This window comes from Flavobacterium sp. ACN2 (assembly GCF_002303885.1).
Lineage (GTDB): Bacteria > Bacteroidota > Bacteroidia > Flavobacteriales > Flavobacteriaceae > Flavobacterium.
On sequence record NZ_MRCM01000023.1, the window covers coordinates 62,648 to 85,175 of the forward strand.

The following is a 22,528-nucleotide window of genomic DNA, read 5'->3' on the forward strand; positions in this document are numbered from 1 at the left end:
AAAAAGATTTTAGCAGATATTATACAGATTAATATAACAAATGATTAACGATTAAAAACAAACTTAAGCGTTAAATTCAAATATTCCTTTCTTAGAATTTACTGATATAGCTCCCGTAAATATCTCTAAACTGACTTCCTTTTGCAAAACGATCTTTACTCAGTTTTTTATATTCTACCAATCCCCAAAGGATGAATTCTTTCATAAAATAGACATCTTCTTTTACCAATTGCGGCTGGTATTTTTTCAATAATTCATCTAATGGAGTTACTTCATCTAGAATGTTTTTATAATCTTTATCAGAAGCATCATCTAACAACTCGAAACCGCTCTCAGCAAAAAACCATTCTACAAGATCTGAATATGGTGTTTTTTCATCAGGCTTTTCTAATTTTTCTATTTTTGGGAAATATTCTGGAAATAATGTTCGAATGGCAGAACCAATTAAACTTTCAGCCACAACATCGGCTCCCTCCTGCTCTCCTTCGTAAACCAATTCGACTTTTCCTGTTATGGCTGGAATAATTCCGATAAAATCGGATAAACGAATTGAGGTTTTATCAACACCAGAAATCAAAGCTCGGCGCTCTGCTGTACTAATTAAGTTTTCGAAAGCCGTAATACTCATTCTTGCACTTACACCGCTTTTGTTGTCAATATATTCGCTTTCACGAGCTTCAAAACTAATTTGTTCCAAAATATCTCTTGCTAAACTCGGAACATAAACCACATCGGTCTGATTTTGATCTAATTTAGATTCCTGTTCTGTAATTGTTCTCGCAATTTCAATACTTTCAGGATAATGCGTCAGGATCTGAGAACCAATTCTATCTTTCAAAGGTGTTACAATACTCCCTCTGTTGGTATAATCTTCAGGGTTTGCAGTGAAAACAAATTGCATGTCTAAAGGCATTCTTAATTTGAATCCTCTAATTTGAATATCGCCTTCTTGCAAAATATTAAATAATGCTACTTGAATTCTTGCCTGTAAATCGGGTAATTCGTTGATTACAAAAATACAGCGATTCGCTCTCGGAATCATTCCGAAGTGAATTACGCGGTCGTCTGCATAAGACAATTTTAAATTAGCCGCTTTTATCGGATCGACATCACCGATTAAATCGGCTACCGTTACGTCTGGAGTTGCTAGTTTTTCGAAGAAACGATCGTTTCTATGCAACCATGAAATCGGAGTTTCGTCTCCTTTTTCTGCAATTAAATCCTTCGCAAAACGAGAAATTGGGTTTAACGGATCGTCATTAATTTCTGAACCTTCCACAAACGGAATATATTCATCTAATAATTCGACCATTTTGCGCGCCAAACGCGTTTTTGCTTGTCCGCGAAGCCCTAGCAAATTAATGTTGTGACGAGATAAAATCGCGCGTTCCAATTCTGGAATTACCGTATTTTCAAATCCGTGAACACCTTCAAAAACAGGTTTTCCCGATTTGATTTTCTCACGAAGATTATTACGCAATTCCTCTTTTATGCTTGTAGTTTTATATCCAGTGGCTTTTAATTGACCTAATGTCTTTATAGTATTTATTTCCATTGTGTTGAAATATAGATTGTTTATTTATTTTTTTATCACAATTGATGTGGTAGACGCACTGCGGTGCGTCTGTACGATATACGGACGGAATACGGAACGTATATTCAGGCGAAAAGAAACCTTAGTATCTTAGCATCTCAGAACCTTAGCAACTCTATTTAATCCTCTTCTTCCTATTCGCTTCATAGTCCTCAAAAATCATTTCGCCGAGACCTTTAATTCCGGTATAAAATGCTTTTCCTTGATTGGCTTCTGTAAACTGATTCACAAATCGCTGCAAATACGGATCTCGGGCAATCATAAAAGTCGTAATTGGGATATGAAGTTTTCTTGCCTGTTGCGCCTGAGTGTAGCATTTATCGACAATATATTCATCCAGACCATTACTATTCATATAATAAGAACCATCACGTTCGCGAACACAGCTTGGCTTTCCATCGGTAATCATAAAAATCTGTTTGTTGGTATTTCGCTTTCTGCGAAGAATATCCATAGCCAATTGCAAACCAGCAACCGTATTGGTATGATAAGGCCCAACTTGCAAATAAGGCAAATCTTTAATCGGAATTGTCCAGGCATCGTTTCCGAAGACCAAAATATCTAACGTATCTTTTGGGTATCTTGTTGTGATTAATTCTGCCAAAGCCATGGCTACTTTTTTTGCAGGAGTAATTCGGTCTTCTCCGTATAAAATCATACTGTGGCTAATATCAATCATTAGAACAGTACTCATCTGTGCTTTGTACTGCGCATCTTCTACGACCAAATCATTTTCAGTCAGCATAAAACTTTCGACACCGTTATTAACTTGAGCATTTCGAAGACTTTCAGTTAAAGAAATTCTTTCTAAGCCATCGCCAAAATTATACTCACGGAATTCTCCTGTGTGTTCATCGCCACTTCCCGCGTATTTTGTTTTATGATTTCCGCTCCCAGATTTTTTCAAGTTTCCAAAAATCTGATCCAAAGCTTGCTGTCTTATTGCTCTTTCTGTTTTTGCAGTTATTCCAAAACCAGAACTTCCATCGCCTTTTACTTCATCTCGAATGTATCCTTTTTTCTTCAGGTCTTCGATAAAATCGTCAATCGTATAATTTTCGGCGGTAAGTTTGTATTCTTTGTCCAGTTCCCGAAGCCAGTTTATAGCTTCATCAAAATCGCCCGAAGTATGGGTGATTAACTCTTTAAAAATCGTAAAAAGTTTGTCAAACGGAGACTGAAAAGGAGCTTCGTAAGTCTTAAAATAAAAGCCTTTTTTAAATTCGTTTTTCATAAATCTAAAATTACATCTTTTTAGAATTATGAAAAACGAATCGTTTATTAATTTTTAGTTAAAATATTTAAACAAAAATCTCAACTAACAGTGTTAGATATAATAATTATTCAAACTTTCCGTCTACATAATACCATGCACCATTTTCGAATTTAAAAGTCGAAAATTCGTAATGCGTTTGAGGTTTATTATCTGAATCTAAAAAGTAAGCTTTGAATTCAACTGTGTTTTCAGAAGAACTCAAAATTTTCAATTTCTGCCATTTATTAGAAACGGCCCATCTTAAAATTTCAGGTTTCGAATAATATTTTCTTTCTGAAATATAAGTCGTTTCCATAAGATATTCGGCATTATGAGTTGCATAGGCCGAATATCTTGACCGCATTAAAGTTAAGGCCGAAGGTGCTTTTTGATTGTCATTCAGATATAAACCACAGCAATTTTCAAAAAGCAACCCTGTGTCACAGAAGCATTTTTTACTCTCCATCGACTGGTTCTTCCCCATTAATTTTAACGTGAAGCTGATTTAATAAAACTTGATAACGAGTTATTTCGCGAACTTCTTCGTCTTCTTCAGCAAAATCAATCATTTCATCCAATGTTTCGCTCACTTCCAATAATTTGTTGTTTGCTTCTCTGTCGTTTTTCGCCGCAATCAAATCAATGATTTCCTGTACGTTTGCTTTTAATTCTTCGAATTTACTATTCATTGTTTTTTTTGTTTCAGGTTTCAAGTTTCAGGTTCGCAACGATAACTTGGAACCTGAAACTTGAAACTATTATCTATTCTTCGTTTTTACTTTCGTTGAATTTCTTAACGATTTCTTTTAATTTTTCTTTACGGGCAATTTCAGCTTGTTTGGCTTTTGCCTGAGCTTTATGCAATTTATCATTATGCTTTTTGATGTTTCTTTCGTTATTTCTTCCCATTACATCTCTCTTTTAATTTGTTCTAACGCTTTTTCAGTAAAAATCAATTCGCTGATGATCTGTTTTCGCAATTCATCAATATCGTCATAATCAAAATGTTTTGCCCAATTGGTTAGCTGCTGTAAGTTTCTAATTTGTTTTAATCTTTTTGTGGTTTCAAAACTTGTTCTTAAAACTGCTTTTCCATCATATTCAGGATTATTTTTATGCTCATAATTGGCAAGATTATTTTCGAAATCAACTTTTATATAGTATAATTTTTCTTCGGCATTATCGGGATAAAACTCTTCCCATTTTGCAAAACCAATCTTAGTTTTCGATTCCGTTTCTGGATTTCGGGCAATTAGACGCCATTTGCTATTGGCCAATCTACCCCAATGATTCGAAACACGGTACATTCCTTCTTCCGTATAATAATAGGCACTTCCTGCTTTGCTTTCAAATTGCTTTTTCAATCCTTGAATTGAATTTGGAAGTACTTCATTAAAAGCACAAAACGTATTTTTAAAAGAATTAGGATGTGGTTTAAAGTTCTTTTGCATTGTGCAAATATACTCAGATTACAGCGAACTCCCCAAACCAAACCTAAATTGCTTACCTTTGCTCCTTTAATTCAAAACAAAAAAATCATGTCTAAAGATTTAGAACAAAAAATGCCTCAAAAAGGAGTTTTTACAGGCATTATCGAAAAAGATGAAAATAATAATTATTTCTGTGGAGAATATCTTTTAGACTATAAAATGGTTCAAGCCAAATTTGAGGTTGGAGATTGGATTACGATAAAATCTGTTATTGAAAATCCAAGCGACATCAGCTACGATAAATATCCTAAAAAATCAAGAAACTTCGATAAAGCGAATCATAAACCGGAATAGGTTTATTTTGTTTCAGGTTTCAGGTTTCAGGTTTCAGGTTTCAAGTTTCAAGTTTTGTTGGAACGGTTAAATTTTACCGCAAAGAACGCTAAGGTTTACGCAAAGTTCGCAAAGTTTTATTTATACAAAGCTTTGCGAACTTTGGTTTTTTATCTATTCTTAAATATATTTCTCAGCGTTCTTTGCGTAACTCTTTGCGCACTTTGCGGTTAAAAAAAAAACCTTACGACCTTTGCGACTAAATAAACTTACAGTTAACTTTTATCAATATTTTTTCGATCAAAACTGAAAAGTTAAAAAAAAGTGTACCTTTGCAAAAAATTTGTCGATTTGAACTAAAACAAAACGATTTCAAACTAATAGACAAGTAGTTACCTTTTATTTATGAAAAAAATAGTTGAATACCGCAAGTTACTAAACGTAGAAAAAACTGCAGAGTTAAAAGATTTAAAGACAATTTATCGTAATGCGATGAAAGAATCTCATCCTGATAAATTTGTGGGAAATGAAGCTGGTTTAAAAGAAGCTGAAGAAAAAAGTAAAACGATTATCGAAGCTTACCACTTTTTAGTAAGTATTCACCCTGATACTATCAAACTTAATTTACCTGAGTATACAGAAACAATTTCAACTTGTTCTATCACAGATTATAAATTTGTTGAAGGTCGTTTAATTATTGACTTTTCTAACGGAAGCGTTTACGAGTACATTAGCGTACCAAAAGCAACTTACGTGAAAATGGTAAATGCAGATTCTCCTGCAAGATTTGCTAAAAGACATATCTTAAACTCTTTTACTTGGAGAAAGAAAACAAATCAAGAATAGTTTTATACTACTATATTTTACAAAAAAGCACTCTATTAAAAGAGTGCTTTTTTTATGCCTTAAGTTCAAATATTTGCACACGGGTCGCTCAAATAACCATCTTATTAAGAGTATTTGATCAAATCGAGCCAATAAACACGCTGATTTAATGGGTTTTAAGCCAAAAAAAACTATAACAAAATTTTAGGTTGCAAAATTCTGTAAGTTTTATAATTTTAGATACTTTTGTTGCACAAATCAATTAACTAATTAATTTTTTATAATGAAAAAAATACTTTTTGTACTTACGGCTTCTGCAGCTATCATTTCTTGCAGCAAAGTTAAAGATGGAGAATACCTTATTACAGGTACTGCTACAGGGATTGAAAACGGAAAAACAATCATTTTACAAGGTGCAGATCCTGCTACAAGAATGCCTGTTTCTCTTGATACAGTAAAAGTTGAAAACGGAAAATTTGAAATAAAAGGAAAAGTTACTGAGCCAGCTTTCCATACATTAATATTACAAGGTGCTAACGGACCTATCCCATTTATCCTAGAAACAGGAGAAATTAAAATTGCTATTGACAAAGATAGTATCCATAAATCTAAAGTTTCTGGAACTTATAACAATGATGAGTACGTGACTTTTATGGAAGACATGAACAAAACTCAAAAAAGTTTAATGGATTTCCAGAAAAAGAACAATACTAAAATGCAGCAAGCTCAACAAGCTCAAGATACAGCAACTATCAATGGCTTGATGAAACAATACATGGAACTACAAAAAGAAGTTCAAGAAGGCAGCAAAAAGAAATATTTAGCTTACGCTGAAAATCACCCAAAATCTTTTATTACAGCTTTAATTATTCAAAGTTTATTGAATGATCCAACAGCTGATACAAAAAAATTAGAGAGCTTATACAGCACTTTGGATGAGTCTTTAAAAAATACTGCTCCAGGAAAAGAAATCAAAACTAAATTAGGTCAAGCAAAAATGCCATCTGTTGGTGCTACAGCTCCAGCGGTAGGCAGCGCTAAATGAAGAGCTGATTTTTCGGCTCCAAATCCAGAAGGAAAAGTAATATCGCTTAAAGAAAGTTTAGGTAAAGTAACTATTGTAGATTTCTGGGCTTCATGGTGCGGACCATGCAGACAAGAGAATCCTCATGTTGTGGCTTTATACAAAGAACTTCATTCTAAAGGATTAAACATCGTTGGAGTATCTTTAGATAAAGATGCTGCAAAATGGAAAGAAGCCATAGCAAAAGATGGATTAACTTGGACTCAAGTATCTAACTTAAAATTCTGGGAAGAGCCAATTGCAAAACAATACAATGTAGAAGCAATTCCTGCTACTTTTATTCTTGATGCATCAGGAAAAGTGGTAGCCCAAGATTTAAGAGGCGCTGAATTAAAAGCAAAAATCTTAGAATTGTTAGCAAAATAATTCTATCTCTTATAAAAATAAAAAAATCTCCCTTGTGGAGATTTTTTTTTGCTCTGTCAGAAATTCAAAAACGGAGTTTTATCAAAAAGAATTAAAAACTGAATTTAAAAAAAATAGAATTAAGCCAAATGCAAAACCATATTAAACGGATATTTTTTATTCGATATTCTTTTAACTTGTCAATAAAAGCAATATCTCACGACTTTATTTAAGATTAAATTCAAAGTAAAAACTACAGAATTACTATAAAAATAATCTTACTTTATGAAATAATTAAAAAAAAATATATTTTGGGAGTTTTTTATTTTATTCAATTCCAATGAATTAAAAAATAACTTTAAAATAACTTAAAATTAAGTCATTTTTTTGTTTGGAAATGTAGAAAGAGTTCCTATCTTTGCCACCGCTAAGAACAACTAAGCACAACAAGCTGAGATCGGGGAGATACTCAAGCGGCCAACGAGGGCAGACTGTAAATCTGCTGTGTGAACTTCGCAGGTTCGAATCCTGCTCTCCCCACGGAAAGGCCGAAAAGGCACAAAACTTAAAGTTTTCAATCTTTTCAAAAAGCCATAAAAAATGTCTGAAGACCTGCAAATTCAACGATTTGCAGGTTTTTTCGTTTTAAGCCTATTTTCAATATTTTTAAAAGCTCACAAAATTAAAGGTGCAGAATCGGTGCACTTTCTTCATTGCCCGTTCAACTCTAGTAAGAAATACATTTTATACACTATGTCTTTTAAAGGAGTACACTCTTTCAAAAATAAATTCACTTACCTACAGGTAACTTCTTTTAGCCACTATCTGAACATTTACTTTCTAAAAATTCGAAAAATAATTTCTTTAAAAATTTAAAAATAGAATAAGGAACACCTTCATTAAAAAACAACTTAAAACATTAAAAACAAAAAAGTTAACAATTAAAAAACTTTTCATTCCCCGTTACTATTCTATTCTAAAAGCTGATAAAAATTTGAACATTAGAGATGATAAAAATCAGATTGGTAATAACCTTTAAAACCATTATAAATATATATTTAAATAATATTATTTGTATTCAATCTAAATAAACATAAATTTGCAGCGTAAAATAAATAACCGCCATGAAGTTAAATTTCTCTTTACTGCTGCTCGCCTTTATAAATATTGGTCTGGCGCAAGATGCCAAAATTACCGGGAAAATTATTTCCGAAAATAACGAAGTCGTCTCTTACGCTTCTATATCAATTAAAAGTCCTAAAAAGAATGCTGTTTCTGATGACAAGGGAAATTTTGAAATTACAAATCTTTCTCCTGGAAACTATATCATCTACTTCTCTGCGATGGGGTTTACAGCAGAACAAAAAAACGTTGAACTTCATGAAAATGAAAATCTTGATATTTCCATTACTTTAAAAGAAAACATCAATACGTTGCAAACTGTAGAAATTACTGGACGAAAAGAAAAATCCTATCGAAATACCAAATCTTTTATCGGAGCTAAAACAGAAATCGCTTTGAAGGATTTACCGCAAGCAGTTTCGTATGCTACTAAAGAATTAATAGCCGATCAGGGAGCAATTCGTGTGGGCGAAGTCGTGAAAAATTTCAGCGGTGTAAGCCAATTTACTTTTTATGACGATATCTCCATTAGAGGTTTTAGAATAAACGGAGGAAGCAATACGCAATTACTAAATGGCATGCGAACATCCACCGGATTTTGGAAACAGCCTCTAGCAAACTATCTGGAGCGTGTTGAAGTTTTAAAAGGACCATCCTCTGCTCTATTTGGGAATGCTTCTCCTGGAGGAGTTTTAAATCGTGTAACCAAAAAACCATTAGACCAAGCCGCAAACAGTGTGAGTTTTTCTACTGGAAGTTTTAATACTTTAAGAGCTTTAGCCGATTTTACTGGGCCATTAACCGAAGATAAATCACTTTTATACCGTTTGAATTTAGGTTATGAAAATGCCAACTCATTCAGAGATCTGCAATATGATAAGAATATTGTGGTAGCTCCTTCCCTTTCTTTTCTTCCGAATGATAAAACAAGCGTGAATTTTGATTTAATCTACAGTAGCTCAAATGGAAATCTAGATCGCGGACAGTCTACTTACGAAGACAACCTCTATTCCACAAAAACTTCAAATTCGTTAAACTCAACAAACGATTATTTAAAGGAGGAAACCTATATCGTTACCACTTCTTTAAACCACCAGTTTTCAGATCGCTTATCTTTTTCAGGATCGTATATCAGAACGGGCTATAATGAGGATCTCTTAGAGCACCGTGGTGCCAATAAATATGCTTCTGCTGGAGACGGATCGACAATTCCAACCGCAATTGAAATGCAGGTTTTTCAACGTAAACGCAAGCGTTATATTGATAATCTTTCCACTTTCTTCAAATATGAGGCTAAAACGGGAGCTTTAGACCATAATTTAATTGCAGGATTTGATTATGCTCAGGAGGAGGTTCCTGTAGGAGGTTCGCAATTAACTGCAAGTGGTTATAGAAATGCGGCCAATAATGGCTTTATCGCGACTTATAATCCTGCAAATAAAGCCAATTATTTGTTGGATTCGAAAGGAAATCCAGTGCCAAACGTAGCTCATTTTGATTTGAGCAATCCATTTGCATCGCAGCAATTAAAAGATATGAGCAAATATTTTTATGTGGCTCGCCAGGTAGATCCAACCTATTATTCATTGTACGGAATTTATATTCAAGACCATATTAAATTTGGCGCTTTTCAGGCTTTAATTGGTATCCGTTACGACGAATATTCAGATAAAGTAAATTACAAAAAAGCCACAGAAACAAAAGTAAAACAGCATTCGTTTTTACCTCGTTTTGGCCTTACTTATACGCTTAATCCAAACATTAACCTATACGGAACTTACGTTCAGGGATATAATCCTCAAACGGCGTCTACTCTGGCAAATCCAAATTCGGGAGGTCCATTTAATCCGTTAGAGAGTAATATGGTTGAATTTGGAGGAAAATCATCTTGGTTCAAAGAAAAACTTTTTGTGACTGTTGCGTTATTCAAAATACAGCAAAAAAACACGTTATATCCTGCTAATGATCCGTCAAATCCCGATTTAATGAGATCTATTGGTGAAGAAGAATCTAAAGGTATCGAATTTGATTTGAATGGAAATATTACGCGCAACTGGAGTATTTCTGCCGCTTACAGTTATAATGAAGCTTATATTACAGAAAGTCCGATTGAAGTTGAAGTTGGAAGACAAAAAGCAAATACTCCAAGACAACAAGGTAACATCTGGACTCGTTATAATTTTACTAATGGCGCTTTAAAAGATTTTGGAATTGCAATGGGATCTAATTTTGCAACAACGCGTACTATGAGCCAGACTACTACAGAAACTCTTCCTGGATATACCTTGTTTAATGCTGCTTTTTATTACAATATCAATAAATTTAAAATTCAGCTGAACGCGAATAATATTCTAAACAAAACCTATTGGGTTGGAGGGTATGATTATATCCGTTTGTTCCCTGGCGCTCCTTCAAATTGGCTTTTAACTCTTGGTTACTCCTTTTAAAAAGCTTTAATTATATTGAAAATATTTTTTACTGCCTCTTTACATGAATAAGACATTTAAAAAAAACATTGGAGTTTTACATTTATGGCTCGGACTAACGTCCGGGCTTATTGTATTTATTGTAGCCCTTACCGGAAGCATTTTAGTTTTTGAAGAAGAAATCGACGCTTTTATTAATCCTGAATTTTATAAAGTTTCGAATATTGGAATCCAAAAAATGCCTGTTGATCTTTACGTTAATTCTATTGCAAAACAATATCGCATTACAGAATTAGACCGAATTCAAACGTATCAAGATCCAGCAAGAACAGTAATTATTTCTGGAACAGATGCTGATAAAAAAGATCAGATTTTCTCCGTAGATTCGTACACAGGAAAAGTACTGGCAACCATTCCTGAAAAAAGCAGGTTTTTCTCTGTAATACTAGATCTGCATCGTCATTTGATCCTAGGAGAAGTGGGAAAATTTATTACAGGCTGCAGCTGTCTTATTTTTATTTTTATGTTGCTTTCGGGACTAATTTTATGGTGGCCAAAAAAAATAAAAAACTTAAAGCAGAGATTGACCATAAAATGGAATGCTTCTTTTAAAAGGGTCAATTGAGATTTTCATTCTAATTTTGGTTTCTACAGCTTTCTATTTCTTCTGATCATATCCTTGACTGGATTGACCTGGTCTTTCAAATGGTTTGAAAGCGGTATCTATTTACTGGCAGATGGAACAGCAAAAAAACCTTCGGCTAAAGTTGAAAATCCGACAAAAGTGGATCCAAAACTGGATAAAACTTTTTTCTATCAAAACATACTTTCAAAAACAGAAAACATTTATAAATACAAAGGAGATACGCAGATTAGAATCCCATCTGATACCATAAACAGTATTATGGTTATTAAATTGAATCTTGAAAAATCTATTCCGAATATTTCAAGTATGGCTTATTTTGACAAATACACAGGTAAACTTTTGAAAATAAGACCTTATGAATCCTTTAGCAATGGCGATAAAGCACGACGCTTAATTTACCCAATTCATACAGGAAGCATTTATGGCTATCCAACCAAAATTCTAGCTTTTATTGTTTGTTTATTTGCGGCAACATTACCCATTACAGGACTTCTTATCTGGTTGGGAAGAAAGAAAAAAAAGTGATGTTCTTGGTATTATATTTAAACACATAGAAACATAGAATTGAGATACTTAAAAAAGGCGTTTCGCTTATTTAAAACAAACATAGTTAGCAATTTATAAATCCCTAAGTAAAACAAAAAAGTGGACTTGGAGATTTACTTTTTTTGAAAATAGAGATAATTAGTTGTTGCATTTATATCTCGTAATCGTATCTGAGAATTATTAAATTCAAACAGCTTCCAGTTGAAATTTAATTTAGAAAGCACTCCTGTATTGAAAATTACTTTAACTTCTCTGACACCATTTTGAACAGAACTTTCCCACTGTCCCGTTTCTGAAACCCCACTTTTGGTGGCAACTACAGATTGATCGGTTTTAAATACAAATGTATAGTCGCTGTAATTTGAAGTCTTTACAGCACCATCGTAAAAATAAGGTATTTCCCAAGAACCTTTTGCAATGGTTGCGTCAAAATCTAGTGTCACAAGGTTATTTTCTGGGCAATAATCTATGGCATATTTAATAGCGTTTTCGAAATCCTCATTATTTGAAATCGTTTTTGTCTGATTATTGTAATCTGCAATTGTGATAGGATATTTTAGAGAGATATACTGGCTTTCATTTAAATTTTTTATAAAATTAAAAAAGGCCTGATCGCTTACTATTAATTGAGAACTCGCTGCTTGATTGAGGCTGTTATAGCTGTTGATTGTGATGGGATAATTGATATTCAGACCGTTGATTTTGGATAAAAGATCTGGATAGAGATTCCAATAATCGATTAAAGAATCAAAATCTGCCTGATTTGGAATCAGTTTTTCGATGTAATTATAATATACCATCGTTACAGGAAAATCTATTTTTACAATATCATCATCATAATTGCTTGCGTTGATATTATCCAAAACTTTTTGATAATCGGCAGTTGCGTTTACTGCAATCTGCTCATTATTTACTGTAACGGTATAAGGGAGTTTTATAGTACAATAACTAGATCCGTCAATCATATTATCCTGTACAGTTCTAACCATAGCAACCCTTTGCAAATAAGTTGTAAGAGGAGAAACAGTAGTAATGGTTCCCTGCGAATTATTGTTTTGCTCGTCTACTTCACTTTGACAGGAAAACAGTAAAAATAGGAAAACTGCAATTGATAAATATTTTTTCAAAAGGAACATACTTATATTTTTACAAAGGTAATAAATTTTAAAACAAACTGTTTTTTAATAACCTACAGCAAGGCTTGATAATTTTCATCTATACTAAATTATCAAAAACCAATAGCATTTTATTCTTCTATAAAACAATCATCTCTACTTTTACCCTACTTAAATTAAAAACAAATACTTTTACGCTGAAAAAATTGAAACTCTAAATGCCAGATCAAAACCAATCTAATACTTGTGATGAAATCATTTTTTCGTCTTTCTTCAAAAGTCATGTAAAAGCACTTCGGAATTTTCTTTTTTACAAATTTGGAAACGCAGAACAAGCAGAAGATATAACCCAAGAAGCATTTGTAAAGCTTTGGCAGAACTGCGCTTCTGTACCTTTAGAAAAAGCAAAATCATACCTTTACACCATTGCCAATAACAGCAGTCTCAACCAGATTGCACACCAGAAAGTGGTTTTGAAATATGAAAAAAACTTCACTGGTTTGGATAAGACCAATGAGAGTCCGGAATATCTTCTGGAAGAAAAACAATTTCAGGCTAAACTTTTAAAAGCCATCGAAAACTTAAACGAAAAACAACGCACTGCCTTTTTGATGCACAGAATTGATGGCAAAAAATACAGTGAAATTGCCTTAGAGCTCAACATTAGCGTAAAGGCAGTAGAAAAACGCATCCATTTGGCCCTGTTAAGCTTACGTAAAGAAATTGACTTATAAAAAGTAGGGTAAATTTAATTCTAATTGTTTTAATTAAATAATACGATAAAATGAAAAAAGATCGCTTATTGGCAAAATGGCTCAACGACGAATTATCTCCGGATGAATTGGCCGCATTTGAGGCAAGCCCCGATTTTGAAAAATACCAAAAGATAAAAAACTATACCGCTCATCTAGAAACAGGCGATTTGGATGAAAATGCTATGTTATCGAATATTTTAAGCCAGAAAAAAACAGCGCCAAAAGTAATTCCTTTATATAAAAAATGGATGTTTAGAGCTGCCGCCATATTCGTTCTCGCTCTTGGAATTACGTTTGCGATGAAAGTTTTTGTGCCTCAAACAGAAACTGCCAATTTTGGAAAAAAGACCGCTTTTTCATTACCCGATAATTCTGAAGTGGTTTTAAATTCAGGTTCTGAAATACACTATAAAAAGTGGAATTGGAACAACAACAGACATTTGGAACTTAAAGGAGAAGCTTATTTTAAAGTTGCAAAAGGCAGAAAATTTGAAGTGCAGACCAATCTTGGAAAAGTAACGGTTTTAGGAACGCAATTTAACGTTAAAGCCAGAAAGAACAGGTTTGATGTTGTGTGTTATGAAGGCCGTGTCAAAGTAAATTATAACAACATTCAAGTTTTATTAACTCACGGACAAAGTGTTCGATTTGAAAATGGAAAAGAGGCAAAAAGCACTGTAAATTCATCACAGCCAGAATGGATGGATAACCAAATCTGTTTCTATAAAGAAAACATACGAACTATTTTAGATGAAGTTGAAAGGCAATACAATATTAAAATCGATTTAAACGCCAAAGATACTATCTCTCTGTTTACAGGAAAACTGCCTGCAAAAGATCTCAATACAGCTTTGCAGATTATTAGTACGACTTATCATTTAGAAGCTAGAAAAGTTTCTAACAACAAAATAATTTTTAACGAAAAATAAATGTTCCGCCCCAAACAATTTCATTTTTTGTTTTTTCTCTTTTTTCTTGTCCTGAATATTTTTGCTCAAGACAAAGGAAAGGTTATGCCTTTTAAAAAAATAATAATTGATATTGAAGAACAACATGGCGTAAACTTTAATTATACCGAAGATAATATTGAAGGTCTCGAATTAAATCCTCCCAAGAAATCATTTTCATTAGAACAAAAATTGGAATATCTCGAAAGAAGAACACATTTGTCTTTTGAAAATATAGGCAATAAATTCATCAATATCTATAAAAAGGATACTATTTCTAAAATGATTTGTGGCTATGTTTTATCTTCCATAGATAAAAAGCCTATTGAAAATGCCAATGTTAGTTTAAATAATAAAACTCACTATACAACTGATTCTGAAGGTTATTTTAAGTTTAATAAAGAGGATAAAAACAATTTTATAATTAGTCATATTGGTTTTGCCTCAAAGAGAATTACGACAGGAAATACAAAGGTTAAAGATTGCATTCAAATCCTGTTAGACCCTGAAATTACAGAATTGCACGAAATTAAAACCAATGCTATTTTGGCTTCGGGGATTTCTAAAAACACTGATGGATCTCTTGAAATTAAGCCGAAAAAATTTGGTATACTTCCCGGCCTTATTGAACCCGATGCGCTGCAGACTATGCAGCAGATTCCAGGTGTAAACAGTTTGGATGAAAGTGTATCAAGCATCAACGTTCGCGGTGGTACACACGATCAGAATTTATTTTTGTGGAATGGAATACGTATGTTTCAAACAGGGCATTTTTTTGGTTTGATATCCGTTTTCAATCCAAATCTTGGGCATACCATTTCCATCTATAAAAACGGAAGTTCTGCCTTTTATGGAGAAAGCGTTTCAAGTGTAGTCTCGATTTCTTCTACTCCAGAAAAAGCAGAAAAAAACTCTTTTAGCGCGGGAATCAACATGATTAATGCTGATGTTTATGGAAAATATAATCTTTCTAAAAAAAGTTATATCGAAATTTCGGCGCGCAAATCGATTACCGATTTTGTAGAAACTCCTACTTATAAAGAATATTTCAATAAAGTATTTCAAAATACTACCATTACCGATTTTTCGCAGAACCAAAATCTTAATTATAAAAGTGATAAAAAATTTGGCTTTTATGACGCTACAGTAAAATACGCGCAAAAAATAGGAATCAAAGATCAAATCACACTTGATTTAATAACGATAAAAGATAATCTGGAAGTTACTAAAAGTGCTGCTTCATACAATATAAACAAATCACAAACCAATGTTTTACGCCAACAGAACTACGGTGCGAATTTGTTATGGAAAAGAAACTGGAATAAATTTAACACAACCAAAATTAATGTTTATAATTCTTCGTACGAACTTCTAGCCGATCAAAAGTCAATTTACGAAAACCAGACTGTTATTCAAGAAAATACGGTAAACAACAATGGCGTTAATTTAGAAAATAATCATATCCTAAACTCTAAATTTAGTTTCAGCGACGGATATCAATTTAATGAAATTGGTGTTACTAATTTAGAGCAGGTAACTAATCCTGATTTTTATCGTAAAGTAAAAGACGTATTGCGAACTCATGCTTTAATTGTAGAAGGAAAATACAATGATACTATTTCCCGAGTATATTTTAAAGGCGGAATGCGACTTAATTATATCGAAAAATTCAAAAAATATATCGTAGAGCCTAGAATCCAATTGGGTTACGGACTTAGTAAAAGTGTAACTTTAGAACTTCTCGGCGAACTCAAAAGTCAAAACTCCCAGCAGATTATTGATTTGCAGAAAGATTATTTTGGCATCGAAAAAAGACGCTGGATTATCTCGAATAACGGCACAATTCCTATTCAAAGAAGCAGACAGTTATCTTTAAACTTGTTCTATCAAAAGAACAACTGGCTTTTGGACATCGAAAACTTTTATAAAAAAGTAACCGGAATAACAACCTCCAGCCAAGGTTTTCAGAATCAGCTTGAATTTATTAGAACCACAGGCAATTATGAAATTTGGGGAACAGAAATCCTAGTTCAGAAAAAAATAAACCACTTTCTTACGTGGTTAAGTTATACTTACAATGAAAACAATTATAATTTTCCGAATTATGAATACCCTCGTTTTCCCAACAACTTTGAGCTGACACACTCTTTGTCTTGGGCCGCAATTTATGAGAAAAACAATTTCAAGATTGCTTTAGGAACAAAATGGACTTCTGGAAGACCAAAAACATCTCCAAATTTATCTCAAATTGATCTTTCTGATCCTGTACTGGTTTACAATAAACCAAACGACAGTAATCTAAATATGTTTTCTCAGGTTAATCTTTCCTCAACGTACAAGTGGGAAACCGCAGATGGAATTCAATACAAAATAGGAATCTCAATCCTAAATATACTAAACAGAAGAAATGAAATCAGCGAATATTATAGAATAAATTCTTTAACAAATTCTATAGAAGAAGTGGATACTTTTTCACTCCAAAGAACTCCAAATCTGAGTTTTAGAATTTCATTTTAATATCGTTTCTACAAGAGTTTTTTAGGCTCTCATTATACATTTTTATTTTTTTTTCAGAAAATCACAATTCTTTGGTAGGGTAATCTTTACTAAGGCTGTTTCACTATAGAATCATCATTTGATTTGAGACAGTTTTAAAATATGAATACATCAGAAAATTCAACATCTAATAAACGGCAGATCAGATTTGCATCAAAATGCAAATCTGAAATAGTACCCATCATGGATGCTCTTTACATTATTAACGGAAAATGGAGAATCTCAATAGTCCTTACGCTTATGGAAGGTAACAAACGGTTTTCTGAAATTCAAAAAGAAGTGCAGAAAATCACATCCAAAGTTTTAGCTGATGAACTTAAAGAAATGGAACTAAACGGATTTGTTGAAAAGAAAATAGATGGTCAAAGCCGCGCTAAAACCGAATATCAATTAACCGATTACAGTTCATCACTTGAGCCTATTATCAAATCATTACGGGATTTTGGCCTACAGCATCGAAAAAAAATACGGGACGAAAGCTATCAAATTAACAAAATCGCTGACTGATTATTATCTATTACCAATACAAACCAAATATGAAAAGAAAAAAAACAGCAATTGTAGCTTCAATATTACTCCTGATGGTTTCTGCCGGCGTCTACTTTTATTATGGAATTATCTTTAAAGAAGCCCGAAATATAGAATCAGAAACGCCAGATTTTAGTTTAACGGCAAAAAAACTGCTTGAAGATTATAACGAAGACCCAAAAAATGCAGATTCAATATACCTCAACAAAACTATTGAAATAACGGGCCTTGCAACCAAAGAAACCGATTCTTCATTGATACTTGAAAATAGTGTTTTCTGTCTTTTCAAAGAAAAACTAAAAGACAAAATGATCAATAATAAAACCACAATTAAAGGCAAATGCATTGGATATGACGAATTGTTTATGGAAGTCAAAATAGACCAATGCACAGTTAAATAAACCAAAAAATTAATAATTAATTTATGAAGAAAATTTTAGTTCCGTTCTGCCTGTTTTTAGTTACACTGGCTTACTCTCAGGATGATTTATTGAAGAGTCTTGATTCTACACAAACAGAAGAAAGCTATTCTACAGCTACATTTAAAGCTTTACAGCTGGTAACCTTACAGACCACAAAAATGCCTGCTAAAAAAGAATTTTATTTTGTGGTTTCGCATCGTTTTGGCACTGTAAAAGATGGTTTTGACAGTTTTTTTGGACTTGACAATGCAACCACAAAACTCGGAGGAATCTACGGTGTTACAGATTGGTTATCGGTCAGCCTTTCGAGACATACTTTAAATAAAATGTATGAAACCGGATTGAAATATCGGGTAGCAAGACAAAACGATAATTTTCCGCTGGACATTGTTGGGTACAGTGTTGCAGATATCAATACTTTTTTAGAAAAAGACCAATATCCTGGTTTAGAGTTTAAACATCGTATGACGTATGTACAACAGGTTTTACTATCTAGAAAAATCAGTGAAAAATTCTCATTAGAATTAGTACCGTCCTTTATACACAAAAACCTTTACAATCCTGATATCGAAAGAGACAATCAGTTTTCTTTTGGTGGTGGTGGACGCTATAAAATCACGAAAAGATTATCTGTCAATTTAGAATATATGCACAATTTTGATAAACCTGACTTTTATAAAAATCCGTTGTCTGTAGGTCTTGATGTGGAAACAGGCGGACACGTTTTTCAATTAATCTTTACCAATTCACAATCTATGAGTGAGAGCGGATATCTTACCAATGCCTCTGGCGACTGGGGTAAAGGGGATTTCTTCTTTGGCTTTAATCTATACAGAGTTTTCTAACAATTAAAAACAATAAATCATGAAAAAAACAATCGTACTTACCATTTTACTCGCGGCATTTGCAAGCTGCAGTGATTCTGACACCGTTCAAGATATCGAAGGAACACCAACAACTCCGACTACACCCACAACCCCAACTACACCAACGAATCCAACTGACCCGACAACTCCTACTGCGGCTACTTATAGCAAAGATGTAAAATCTATTATTGATGCCAATTGCATAAGCTGCCACTCCAGCGGAAGATCGGCATCTTTTAGACCATTAACTACTTATGCGCAAGTAAAAGCAGCAGTAGAAAATGCTGGTTTATTAGGCAGAATCCAGCTTCAAAGCGGCCAGCAGGGACTTATGCCTCAAGGTGGAAGAATGGCTCAGGCTAATATTGATCTAATAGTAAAATGGAACACCGATGGTCTAAAAGAAAATTAATTATTATGAAAAAATCATTTATTAATTTCTTTGCGCTACTGCTTATTATAATTGCGAATAACGACGGGTTTGCACAAAAACTGATTACAAAAACAGGAAATATAAAATTTCAGGCCTCTATGCCTACTTACGAAGAAGTTGCAGCCGAAAGCAAATCAGTTTCAGCTGTTCTGGATCAGACAACAGGAGATTTTGCCAGCTTGGTGCTTATAAAAGGTTTTCGGTTTAAAGTAGCGCTGATGGAAGAGCACTTTAATGAAAATTATATGGAATCTGAAAAATTTCCAAAAGCGACTTTCAAAGGCAAAATTGAAGATTTTGATAGTTCAAAAATTACAAGTTCTCCTAAAAATTTCACATTAAAAGGAGATCTTACTATTCACGGAAAAACAAAACCAGTCTCTGTGATTGTAAAAATTTCCAAAACTACAAATGGAGTTAATGCTATTGGCACATTTGAAGCAAAACCAGAAGATTTTGATATTGAAATACCAAGTCTTGTCAGAAAGAAAATTGCCGAAAAAATAAAGATTAATTACAATTTCTTATTAGTTAAATAACCCTTTTTAAGAATCGGATTTATTCAGATTTACAAGAGTTTTAAGCATGACTAATGTTCTCGAGGCCGGTAAACTTATTACGCCGGTCTCTTTTTTTAACCTTAAATCGCATTAAAATGATCTGTAAAAATTATATTGTTACCGGAGAAGATGTAAATGATTATATGGTTATGGAAGATACCGCATATATCTCGTATACGATCCGATTGTTATACCATTTTTTGTTTCATAACGGTTTTTCCAAAGAAAAGCTTAATTATATGCATTTAGGTTTACAGGAAGGAAATCATGAATTAATCATCCATAAAAACCTGATGTTTACAGAACATTTTTTAGTTGAAATGAAGCATTGTTATATAGAGGATAAAATCAATATTAAAAGCTGCTTTTTTAACTCAAAAAACGAATGCTGTGCAGAAGTAACAAAAGAAGTAAAATGGTTTGACGCAATCGGTAAAGAAGTCATTAAAACGCCAAATCAAATTCTTAGACATTTTTATCCAAAAGTATAAATTGAATTTAACTGGAGTAATAAGAATAATCTAAAAAGAATCAATTTTCGTATATAGTATTAAAGGAATTATTTATGGAACTATCTTCTGTTTTTTTTCTAAAAATTCTTCGGATACTAGCTAGGAAATATAGCATAGGCTTTACTTTTGAAGAGCTAACAAAGCTTGTAACAACAGTGTCTAATGTTTCAAAATTTACTAACAATATTGCTTCTGAAAGGGAAAACCAGGCAAAACTGTTGGATGTTTTAGTTTTGATGAACTCTGAAGGCTACATTTTTCTTAATTCAGATACTGATCAAAGTTTAATTACAATAAAAGGTCTTATTGCAATAAATAATAAAATTTTATGGAATTAACTTTTCAAGAAAGCAATTAAAAATTGGCTGCTAAAACTCAAAATTTTATCCTTGAAATACATAGTAAGTGAATTTGATACCTTTTTTTGCGACTAAAGGCTTAAACCTTTATAATTCGAATATATTAGTGATGACGAGTTTTTGTTAAATCACTGATTTGATTCTAAACGTTTCAAAATCACATTTTTTAAACGTCCTTCATGTTCATCTCCCCAATTGCCAATAGCTGAAATTACAGGAATTAATGTTTTTCCAAAATCTGTCAGGCTGTATTCTACTTTAGGAGGTACAACAGGATAAATGACCTTTGAAACCAATTCATGATCCTCTAATTCCTTCAGCTGAATATTTAGAACCCTGCGTGAAGCATCTGGAATTTTACGCTGCAGTTCACTTGGCCTTTTATGACCTTCATTTATAAACCAAAGCAAACGTATTTTCCATTTGCCATACAAAACTTCCCCTATCAGGTCAAGTCCGCAGTTTAGATTCGGGATTATTTTTCTTTCATACATATAACAAAAGTAAACCTATGTTCCGATTTATACAATAGGGGAAAAATTTATCCCTATCTGAATCGTAACTCCGTACTTGTGAGAAAGTTGCATACTTCTCAAATTTGTACTAAAGAAATTTAAATCGAATATAAGATGGATTATCAAAATGAATTATCAGGCAAAATTGCCCTAGTAACAGGAGGCACAAAAGGAACTGGAATGGCAATTGCAGAAAGACTGCTGCAAGCTGGTGCAACAGTTATTATTACCGCACGAAACGCGCCAGAAAAAGAAAACACCAAACTGCATTTCATTGCTTCGGATTTGAGTAAAGCTGAAGGAACACAAAAAGTTGTCAGTGAAATATTGTCGACTTACGGAAGACTGGATATTCTTGTGAATAATCTAGGTTCTTCAACCACACCCGCAGGCGGCTTCAGCGCACTTACTGATGATGATTGGGTATCAACCCTAGAGGCTAATCTGCTTGCCCCTGTTCGACTGGACAGAGGTTTTATCCCTCAAATGATAGATCAAAAACAAGGTGTTATTATTCACATAGCTTCAATTCAGGGTAAATTGCCTTTGTATGATTCCACTCTCCCCTATGCTGCAGCAAAAGCTGGACTTATTAATTACAGCAAAGGCTTATCTAAAGAAGTATCTTCAAAAGGCGTGCGTGTACTGACTGTTTCGCCAGGATGGATCAATACAGGGGCGACAAAAGCTTTTCTTGGTGAGATTGCAAGAAATGCAAACAGTACAGTAGAAGAGGCGCAGCAAAGCGTTATGGATGCATTGGGCGGAATACCTTATGGCAGGCCAGCTGAACCGGAAGAAGTGGCTGAATTGGTTGGATTTCTTGTTTCACCAAGAGCTAAATATTTAACAGGAACTGAATTTGTGATCGATGGTGGCACAGTACCGACGATCTAATAACCTTTAAAAAATTAAAAAGATGAACTTACCTAAAGTGATAAAAGATTTAGTCAATGCACAGAACAGCTTCGACAGCACTGCCTATGCCAACTGTTTTTCCGAAAATGCTGTTGTATTTGATGAAGGCAAAACGCATAACGGAAGACTGGACATCCAGCATTGGATAGACGAATCAAATAAAAAATACAAATCAGTGATGAAACCTCTTCAATATGCTGAAAATGGAACCGCAAGTGTCTTAACTGCAGAGTGCGCAGGAACATTTCCAGGAAGCCCCATTACACTACAATTTCATTTTGATATTGCTGACGGGCAAATTCAACATTTAAAAGTGACTGGATAAATAGAGAAAGTGAGTAATTAAAGGGCAATTTTGAGAAAAACATGAAATTGAAGAAACATCTTTTTTCTCACAATTGTCAATTAATTATCAATTTATAATAGTGTATATAAA

Annotated in this window: 24 protein-coding genes, 1 tRNA gene and 2 pseudogenes; 19 read left to right on the forward strand and 8 right to left on the reverse strand. The window is 33.3% G+C overall.

Annotated features, from left to right (window positions below):
• Window positions 1–91: 91 nt before the first annotated feature.
• The 6 genes from BSF41_RS22045 to BSF41_RS22070 all read right to left on the reverse strand — a co-directional run bounded on the left by BSF41_RS22045 (window position 92) and on the right by BSF41_RS22070 (window position 4,300).
• Window positions 92–1,555 carry an AAA family ATPase gene (locus BSF41_RS22045; RefSeq protein ID WP_095931639.1) on the reverse strand — a complete coding sequence of 488 codons (1,464 nt, stop codon included), beginning with the start codon at window positions 1,553–1,555 and terminating at the stop codon, window positions 92–94.
• Between the two features lie 154 nt (window positions 1,556–1,709).
• The gene (locus tag BSF41_RS22050) at window positions 1,710–2,828 is read right to left on the reverse strand and encodes a VWA domain-containing protein (RefSeq protein ID WP_095931640.1); all 1,119 of its coding nucleotides are present in this window, start codon (window positions 2,826–2,828) and stop codon (window positions 1,710–1,712) included.
• A 106-nt stretch (window positions 2,829–2,934) separates the two neighbouring features.
• Window positions 2,935–3,315: a YchJ family metal-binding protein gene (locus BSF41_RS22055; RefSeq protein WP_095931641.1), complete on the reverse strand. Its 381-nt coding sequence runs from the start codon at window positions 3,313–3,315 to the stop codon at window positions 2,935–2,937.
• Window positions 3,305–3,538, reverse strand: coding sequence for a hypothetical protein (locus BSF41_RS22060; RefSeq protein ID WP_095931642.1), 234 nt, complete (start codon window positions 3,536–3,538; stop codon window positions 3,305–3,307). The genes BSF41_RS22055 and BSF41_RS22060 overlap by 11 nt, the downstream gene beginning before the upstream one ends.
• 73 nt (window positions 3,539–3,611) lie before the next feature.
• Window positions 3,612–3,758, reverse strand: a complete 147-nt coding sequence (locus BSF41_RS23830) for a hypothetical protein (protein ID WP_095931643.1) — start codon at window positions 3,756–3,758, stop codon at window positions 3,612–3,614.
• Window positions 3,758–4,300 carry a hypothetical protein gene (locus BSF41_RS22070; protein ID WP_095931644.1) on the reverse strand — a complete coding sequence of 181 codons (543 nt, stop codon included), beginning with the start codon at window positions 4,298–4,300 and terminating at the stop codon, window positions 3,758–3,760. The genes BSF41_RS23830 and BSF41_RS22070 overlap by 1 nt, the downstream gene beginning before the upstream one ends.
• An 87-nt stretch (window positions 4,301–4,387) precedes the next feature.
• Here BSF41_RS22070 and BSF41_RS22075 point away from each other — a divergent pair, with 87 nt between their 5' ends.
• From BSF41_RS22075 to BSF41_RS22110, 7 genes and pseudogenes are all read left to right on the forward strand, one after another.
• The gene (locus BSF41_RS22075; protein WP_095931666.1) at window positions 4,388–4,633 is read left to right on the forward strand and encodes a hypothetical protein; all 246 of its coding nucleotides are present in this window, start codon (window positions 4,388–4,390) and stop codon (window positions 4,631–4,633) included.
• A 384-nt stretch (window positions 4,634–5,017) separates the two neighbouring features.
• Window positions 5,018–5,458, forward strand: a complete 441-nt coding sequence (locus BSF41_RS22080; protein ID WP_095931645.1) for a KTSC domain-containing protein — start codon at window positions 5,018–5,020, stop codon at window positions 5,456–5,458.
• Window positions 5,459–5,720: 262 nt separating this feature from the next.
• Complete coding sequence (locus BSF41_RS22085) at window positions 5,721–6,482, forward strand: DUF4369 domain-containing protein (protein ID WP_095931646.1); 762 nt, start codon at window positions 5,721–5,723, stop codon at window positions 6,480–6,482.
• 18 nt (window positions 6,483–6,500) lie between these two features.
• Window positions 6,501–6,887, forward strand: a pseudogene (locus BSF41_RS22090) (TlpA family protein disulfide reductase); the annotation flags it as partial.
• 438 nt (window positions 6,888–7,325) lie between these two features.
• Window positions 7,326–7,406: transfer RNA gene (locus BSF41_RS22095), tRNA-Tyr, on the forward strand.
• 584 nt (window positions 7,407–7,990) lie between these two features.
• Window positions 7,991–10,435, forward strand: a complete 2,445-nt coding sequence (locus tag BSF41_RS22105) for a TonB-dependent receptor (protein ID WP_095931649.1) — start codon at window positions 7,991–7,993, stop codon at window positions 10,433–10,435.
• Window positions 10,436–10,478: 43 nt separating this feature from the next.
• Window positions 10,479–11,585: pseudogene (locus tag BSF41_RS22110) on the forward strand (PepSY-associated TM helix domain-containing protein).
• Between the two features lie 134 nt (window positions 11,586–11,719).
• On the opposite strand, the gene BSF41_RS22115 reads toward BSF41_RS22110, so the two are convergent.
• Entirely contained in the window at window positions 11,720–12,742 is a 1,023-nt protein-coding gene (locus tag BSF41_RS22115; protein ID WP_095931650.1) for a hypothetical protein, read from the reverse strand.
• A 197-nt stretch (window positions 12,743–12,939) separates the two neighbouring features.
• Here BSF41_RS22115 and BSF41_RS22120 point away from each other — a divergent pair, with 197 nt between their 5' ends.
• The 10 genes from BSF41_RS22120 to BSF41_RS22165 all read left to right on the forward strand — a co-directional run bounded on the left by BSF41_RS22120 (window position 12,940) and on the right by BSF41_RS22165 (window position 20,638).
• Window positions 12,940–13,455 carry an RNA polymerase sigma factor gene (locus BSF41_RS22120; RefSeq protein ID WP_095931651.1) on the forward strand — a complete coding sequence of 172 codons (516 nt, stop codon included), beginning with the start codon at window positions 12,940–12,942 and terminating at the stop codon, window positions 13,453–13,455.
• Between the two features lie 50 nt (window positions 13,456–13,505).
• Complete coding sequence (locus BSF41_RS22125; RefSeq protein WP_095931652.1) at window positions 13,506–14,405, forward strand: FecR family protein; 900 nt, start codon at window positions 13,506–13,508, stop codon at window positions 14,403–14,405.
• Window positions 14,406–14,489: 84 nt separating this feature from the next.
• Window positions 14,490–16,940, forward strand: coding sequence for a carboxypeptidase-like regulatory domain-containing protein (locus BSF41_RS22130; RefSeq protein ID WP_253251876.1), 2,451 nt, complete (start codon window positions 14,490–14,492; stop codon window positions 16,938–16,940).
• Between the two features lie 141 nt (window positions 16,941–17,081).
• Window positions 17,082–17,486, forward strand: coding sequence for a helix-turn-helix domain-containing protein (locus BSF41_RS22135; protein WP_095931654.1), 405 nt, complete (start codon window positions 17,082–17,084; stop codon window positions 17,484–17,486).
• 29 nt (window positions 17,487–17,515) lie between these two features.
• Complete coding sequence (locus BSF41_RS22140; protein ID WP_095931655.1) at window positions 17,516–17,908, forward strand: hypothetical protein; 393 nt, start codon at window positions 17,516–17,518, stop codon at window positions 17,906–17,908.
• A 23-nt stretch (window positions 17,909–17,931) separates the two neighbouring features.
• Window positions 17,932–18,774, forward strand: a complete 843-nt coding sequence (locus BSF41_RS22145; protein ID WP_095931656.1) for a DUF5777 family beta-barrel protein — start codon at window positions 17,932–17,934, stop codon at window positions 18,772–18,774.
• A gap of 19 nt (window positions 18,775–18,793) precedes the next feature.
• Window positions 18,794–19,207, forward strand: a complete 414-nt coding sequence (locus tag BSF41_RS22150; RefSeq protein WP_095931657.1) for a hypothetical protein — start codon at window positions 18,794–18,796, stop codon at window positions 19,205–19,207.
• Between the two features lie 5 nt (window positions 19,208–19,212).
• Window positions 19,213–19,767: a YceI family protein gene (locus BSF41_RS22155; protein ID WP_172426957.1), complete on the forward strand. Its 555-nt coding sequence runs from the start codon at window positions 19,213–19,215 to the stop codon at window positions 19,765–19,767.
• A 116-nt stretch (window positions 19,768–19,883) separates the two neighbouring features.
• Window positions 19,884–20,279, forward strand: coding sequence for a hypothetical protein (locus BSF41_RS22160; RefSeq protein ID WP_095931659.1), 396 nt, complete (start codon window positions 19,884–19,886; stop codon window positions 20,277–20,279).
• A 74-nt stretch (window positions 20,280–20,353) separates the two neighbouring features.
• Window positions 20,354–20,638, forward strand: coding sequence for a hypothetical protein (locus tag BSF41_RS22165; protein WP_095931660.1), 285 nt, complete (start codon window positions 20,354–20,356; stop codon window positions 20,636–20,638).
• Between the two features lie 149 nt (window positions 20,639–20,787).
• Here the strand turns inward: BSF41_RS22165 and BSF41_RS22170 are convergent, their stop codons facing one another.
• The gene (locus BSF41_RS22170) at window positions 20,788–21,153 is read right to left on the reverse strand and encodes a helix-turn-helix domain-containing protein (protein WP_095931661.1); all 366 of its coding nucleotides are present in this window, start codon (window positions 21,151–21,153) and stop codon (window positions 20,788–20,790) included.
• 135 nt (window positions 21,154–21,288) lie between these two features.
• Between BSF41_RS22170 and BSF41_RS22175 the strand changes: the two genes are divergently transcribed.
• Complete coding sequence (locus BSF41_RS22175; protein WP_095931662.1) at window positions 21,289–22,071, forward strand: SDR family oxidoreductase; 783 nt, start codon at window positions 21,289–21,291, stop codon at window positions 22,069–22,071.
• A gap of 22 nt (window positions 22,072–22,093) precedes the next feature.
• Window positions 22,094–22,417, forward strand: coding sequence for a nuclear transport factor 2 family protein (locus tag BSF41_RS22180; protein WP_095931663.1), 324 nt, complete (start codon window positions 22,094–22,096; stop codon window positions 22,415–22,417).
• Window positions 22,418–22,528 lie beyond the last annotated feature (111 nt).

Bases quoted from the DNA above. Each gene is read 5' to 3' on its own strand.
- BSF41_RS22145 (WP_095931656.1), top strand. From the start codon at position 17,932: ATGAAGAAAATTTTAGTTCCGTTCTGCCTGTTTTTAGTTACACTGGCT.
- BSF41_RS22170 (WP_095931661.1), bottom strand. From the start codon at position 21,153: ATGTATGAAAGAAAAATAATCCCGAATCTAAACTGCGGACTTGACCTG.
- BSF41_RS23830 (WP_095931643.1), bottom strand. From the start codon at position 3,758: ATGGGAAGAAATAACGAAAGAAACATCAAAAAGCATAATGATAAATTG.
- BSF41_RS22180 (WP_095931663.1), top strand. From the start codon at position 22,094: ATGAACTTACCTAAAGTGATAAAAGATTTAGTCAATGCACAGAACAGC.
- BSF41_RS22045 (WP_095931639.1), bottom strand. From the start codon at position 1,555: ATGGAAATAAATACTATAAAGACATTAGGTCAATTAAAAGCCACTGGA.
- BSF41_RS22120 (WP_095931651.1), top strand. From the start codon at position 12,940: ATGCCAGATCAAAACCAATCTAATACTTGTGATGAAATCATTTTTTCG.
- BSF41_RS22115 (WP_095931650.1), bottom strand. From the start codon at position 12,742: ATGTTCCTTTTGAAAAAATATTTATCAATTGCAGTTTTCCTATTTTTA.
- BSF41_RS22085 (WP_095931646.1), top strand. From the start codon at position 5,721: ATGAAAAAAATACTTTTTGTACTTACGGCTTCTGCAGCTATCATTTCT.
- BSF41_RS22125 (WP_095931652.1), top strand. From the start codon at position 13,506: ATGAAAAAAGATCGCTTATTGGCAAAATGGCTCAACGACGAATTATCT.
- BSF41_RS22160 (WP_095931659.1), top strand. From the start codon at position 19,884: ATGATCTGTAAAAATTATATTGTTACCGGAGAAGATGTAAATGATTAT.
- BSF41_RS22075 (WP_095931666.1), top strand. From the start codon at position 4,388: ATGTCTAAAGATTTAGAACAAAAAATGCCTCAAAAAGGAGTTTTTACA.
- BSF41_RS22080 (WP_095931645.1), top strand. From the start codon at position 5,018: ATGAAAAAAATAGTTGAATACCGCAAGTTACTAAACGTAGAAAAAACT.
- BSF41_RS22135 (WP_095931654.1), top strand. From the start codon at position 17,082: ATGAATACATCAGAAAATTCAACATCTAATAAACGGCAGATCAGATTT.
- BSF41_RS22070 (WP_095931644.1), bottom strand. From the start codon at position 4,300: ATGCAAAAGAACTTTAAACCACATCCTAATTCTTTTAAAAATACGTTT.
- BSF41_RS22050 (WP_095931640.1), bottom strand. From the start codon at position 2,828: ATGAAAAACGAATTTAAAAAAGGCTTTTATTTTAAGACTTACGAAGCT.
- BSF41_RS22140 (WP_095931655.1), top strand. From the start codon at position 17,516: ATGAAAAGAAAAAAAACAGCAATTGTAGCTTCAATATTACTCCTGATG.
- BSF41_RS22105 (WP_095931649.1), top strand. From the start codon at position 7,991: ATGAAGTTAAATTTCTCTTTACTGCTGCTCGCCTTTATAAATATTGGT.
- BSF41_RS22150 (WP_095931657.1), top strand. From the start codon at position 18,794: ATGAAAAAAACAATCGTACTTACCATTTTACTCGCGGCATTTGCAAGC.
- BSF41_RS22060 (WP_095931642.1), bottom strand. From the start codon at position 3,538: ATGAATAGTAAATTCGAAGAATTAAAAGCAAACGTACAGGAAATCATT.
- BSF41_RS22130 (WP_253251876.1), top strand. From the start codon at position 14,490: ATGCCTTTTAAAAAAATAATAATTGATATTGAAGAACAACATGGCGTA.
- BSF41_RS22055 (WP_095931641.1), bottom strand. From the start codon at position 3,315: ATGGAGAGTAAAAAATGCTTCTGTGACACAGGGTTGCTTTTTGAAAAT.
- BSF41_RS22175 (WP_095931662.1), top strand. From the start codon at position 21,289: ATGGATTATCAAAATGAATTATCAGGCAAAATTGCCCTAGTAACAGGA.
- BSF41_RS22155 (WP_172426957.1), top strand. From the start codon at position 19,213: ATGAAAAAATCATTTATTAATTTCTTTGCGCTACTGCTTATTATAATT.
- BSF41_RS22165 (WP_095931660.1), top strand. From the start codon at position 20,354: ATGGAACTATCTTCTGTTTTTTTTCTAAAAATTCTTCGGATACTAGCT.